The sequence below is a fragment of the Promicromonospora kroppenstedtii DSM 19349 genome, from assembly GCF_000515355.1.
GTDB lineage: Bacteria > Actinomycetota > Actinomycetes > Actinomycetales > Cellulomonadaceae > Promicromonospora > Promicromonospora kroppenstedtii.
Genome location: NZ_KI911760.1, coordinates 219822 through 222823, shown reverse-complemented (window position 1 = coordinate 222823; position 3002 = coordinate 219822). Strand labels below are relative to the sequence as shown.

General features: G+C 72.9%; 4 protein-coding genes. 1 reads left to right on the top strand and 3 read right to left on the bottom strand.

Annotated features, from left to right (window positions below):
• Nucleotides 1-234: 234 nt before the first annotated feature.
• Both PROKR_RS28300 and PROKR_RS28295 read right to left on the bottom strand, forming a co-directional pair.
• Nucleotides 235-654: an Hsp20/alpha crystallin family protein gene (locus PROKR_RS28300; RefSeq protein WP_036970540.1), complete on the bottom strand. Its 420-nt coding sequence runs from the start codon at nt 652-654 to the stop codon at nt 235-237.
• Between the two features lie 150 nt (nt 655-804).
• On the bottom strand, nt 805-1806 hold the full coding sequence (locus tag PROKR_RS28295; protein WP_084800734.1) for a S66 family peptidase: 1002 nt from the start codon (nt 1804-1806) through the stop codon (nt 805-807).
• 84 nt (nt 1807-1890) lie between these two features.
• Here PROKR_RS28295 and PROKR_RS28290 point away from each other — a divergent pair, with 84 nt between their 5' ends.
• The gene (locus tag PROKR_RS28290) at nt 1891-2244 is read left to right on the top strand and encodes a VOC family protein (RefSeq protein WP_036970538.1); all 354 of its coding nucleotides are present in this window, start codon (nt 1891-1893) and stop codon (nt 2242-2244) included.
• Between the two features lie 91 nt (nt 2245-2335).
• Here PROKR_RS28290 and PROKR_RS28285 read toward each other — a convergent pair.
• The coding region (locus PROKR_RS28285; RefSeq protein WP_036970797.1) for an XdhC family protein at nt 2336-3002 on the bottom strand (667 nt) is incomplete at its 5' end.

Below are 3002 nucleotides of genomic sequence, written 5' to 3'. Positions count from 1 at the left end.
GCCGGGCGGCGCTGGGCGGCGACGCGACGGTGGTGGGCGCGGCGGCGCTGGCGCGGTGACTGTGTCTTCTGGCGCACACGACATCGGTCGGTCGCCCTGAGACCGGTCGTTCAACGGACCGGTCTCGAGACAGGGGACCGAAGTCACTGAGCTCGGTCCCTTGCCTGCCCCCGGAACGCGGGCGGCGCCCGGCCGCGGTGTGCGGTCGGGCGCCGTCCGTGGCTGCCTGAGGGATCAGGCGGCAGTGGTGACCTCGATGCGCTGCGGCGTGGTGCCGGCGAAGACGCCCGGCACGGTGACCGTCAGGACGCCCGAGTCGTAGGACGCGCGCACGGCGTCGCCGTCCACGGCCTTCGGCAGGGTGACGACGCGGCGGAAGGAGCCGAAGCGGACCTCCGAGATGCGGCGGCCCTCGGACTCCTCGGAGCGCTGGTCCTTTCGCTCGCCGCGCACGACGAGCTTGCGACCCTCGACCTCGACGGTGACGTCGTCGGCCGGGTTCACGCCCGGCAGGTCGAGGCGGGCGACGAGGTCCTCGCCCTCACGGTAGACGTCGGCCGCGGGCACGGGGCCCTCGGTGACGCCGAGCTGCTGGCTCCACGGGTCGCGGACCCAGGTGCGGGCGAACGGGGAACGGGTCAGAACGGTGGTCATGGTGTCCTCCTCGGGCGGGGTCTGATGACCGGTACAACCTGAGTCGACCCGACTCAATTTCCGGGTTCGCCGACGGCGGACGCCGCCCCGGGATCAACGTGTCAGACGCACAGGTCACTCGAGGGATCTGTGCGCCTGACACGTCGGGGGTCAGTGGCGGGTGATCGTCAGGCCCGCCTCGTCCGCGCCGACGACGACGTCCGCCGTGCCGCCGACCGGGAAGGTGAGCTGCGGGCTGGTGTGCCCGAAGTCGACGCCGGCCAGCACCGGCTTGCCGGCCAGGGCGGGCTGGCGCGCGACGATCTCGTCGAGCGCCCCGCGGGTCACGCCGGAGGCGGACTGGAAGCGGCCGAGCACGATCCCGGTCACGCCGTCGGCGTCGGGAAGCTGGAGCAGGGACGTGAGCTGGCGCGCGACGTGCGCGGCGTCGGACTCGAAGTCGTCCTCCAGGAACAGGAGCGCGCCGTCGAGCGCCGGCATGTGCGCGGTCCCCTGGAGCAGGCTGAGCGTGCCCAGGTTGCCGCCGACGATCCGTCCCGAGGCGGTTCCCGGCCGTAGCCGCCACCAGCCCTCGTTCGGCACGGGGGTGCGGGTGTCCTGGTCGGCGAACCACATGTCGTCGGTCCAGGCCTGCGACGGCTCGACGACGATCGGGGCGTCGCTGGTCACGGCGGCGCGGAACCAGTCGCCGGTGGGCTCGAAGTGGTCACGCATGCCCCAGCTCGACCAGTGCGGGCCGGAGTACGTGACCAGACCGGTGTGCGCGAGGATCGCGTTCTGCAGCGCGGTGATGTCCGAGTAGCCGCAGAACACCTTGGGGTTGGCCGCGACCAGGTCGAAGTCCAGGTAGGGCAGCAGCTCATTGCTGTTGAACCCGCCAATCACGGTGATGATCCCAGCGACGGACGGGTCGGCGAACGCGGCGTGCAGGTCGGCGACGCGGTGCTCGATCGATCCGCTGCGGAACTGGTCGTCCTCGTCGACGTGCTCGCCGAACGTGAGGGTGAGTCCCATCGCGGCGAACCGCTCGTCGATCCAGCGGGTGTTGTCGTGCTCCATGATCATGGTGCGCGAGCGGGCGGGTGCGATCACCCGGACGGTGTCGCCGGGGCGGAGCTTGGGCGGGACGATGGTCTCGACGTGCGCTGACATGCCCGCAGCCTAGGACGGTGTCGCGGGTGGAGGCCCCTGGATTTTCCCGACCGGTCCCCGACCAGCCCCCGATCAGGAGGAACGATGCGCGTAAGCCGGATCATGGCCAACCTGCGGGTGGCCGACGTCGACGCCGCCAAGGGCTTCTACGCCGACTACCTCGGGCTGAGCACCGAGGAGTTCAACCTGGGCTGGGTGGCCCGCTACACGTCCCCGGACACCGGCGCGGTGGTCCAGCTCCTCACGCACGACGCGACGGCCGCCGCTGACGCCACGGTCTCGGTCCACACGCCCGACGTCGAGGGCGCGTACGCCGAGGCGCGGCAGCGCGGGTACGAGATCGTGCACGAGCTGACGACGGAGGCGTGGGGCGTGCGCCGGTTCCTGGTGCGGGCACCGGACGGCACGGTGGTCAACGTGGTGCAGCACGCGGACTGACGGGTTCCCCGGCTGTGCGACCCGGCGTGCTGATGGCATCTGCAACCAGGTCCCGGATCAGCCGGGCGCGCAGGTGCCGGCGGACGAGACCTCAGCCGTGGATCGGGCCGGGCGTCTCGCGCAGAGGCCGGGTCGAGGCGCCGGAGCGGGCCGCGATGATCTCGGCGGCGATCGAGACGGCGGTCTCGTCGGGCGTGCGGGCGCCGAGGTCCAGCCCGATCGGGCTGTGCAGCCGGGCGAGCGCGGCTGCCGGCACGCCGTCCTCGACCAGCCGGGCGGTCCGTTCGGTGTGCGCTCGGCGGGAGCCCATGGCGCCCACGTAGGTGCCGGCCGGCAGGTCGGTGAGCGCGGTGTGCAGCAGGGGCACGTCGAACTTGGGGTCGTGGGTCAGCACGCACACGGCGTCGCGCGCCGAGACGCGACCCGCCTCGATCTCGGCGGCGAGGTACCGGTGCGGCCACTCGACCACCACCTCGTCGGCCTCGGGGAAGCGGGCCGGCGTGGCGAACACCGGGCGGGCGTCGCAGACCGTGACCTGGAACCCGAGCAGGCGTCCGGCGCGCGCCAGGGCGGCCGCGAAGTCGATCGCGCCGAACACCAGCAGGCGCGGGGGCGGAGCGAAGACCTGCAGGAACACGCGCGTCCCCGTGCCGGTGCGCTCGCCGTGCGGGCCGTACCCGTGCACCGCGGAGGCGCCGGCGGCGAGCTGCCTGACGGCGTCCGCGACGACGGCGGCGTCGAGATCGGCGTCGCCGAGT

Bases quoted from the DNA above. Each gene is read 5' to 3' on its own strand.
- PROKR_RS28300 (WP_036970540.1), bottom strand. From the start codon at position 654: ATGACCACCGTTCTGACCCGTTCCCCGTTCGCCCGCACCTGGGTCCGC.
- PROKR_RS28295 (WP_084800734.1), bottom strand. From the start codon at position 1,806: ATGTCAGCGCACGTCGAGACCATCGTCCCGCCCAAGCTCCGCCCCGGC.
- PROKR_RS28290 (WP_036970538.1), top strand. From the start codon at position 1,891: ATGCGCGTAAGCCGGATCATGGCCAACCTGCGGGTGGCCGACGTCGAC.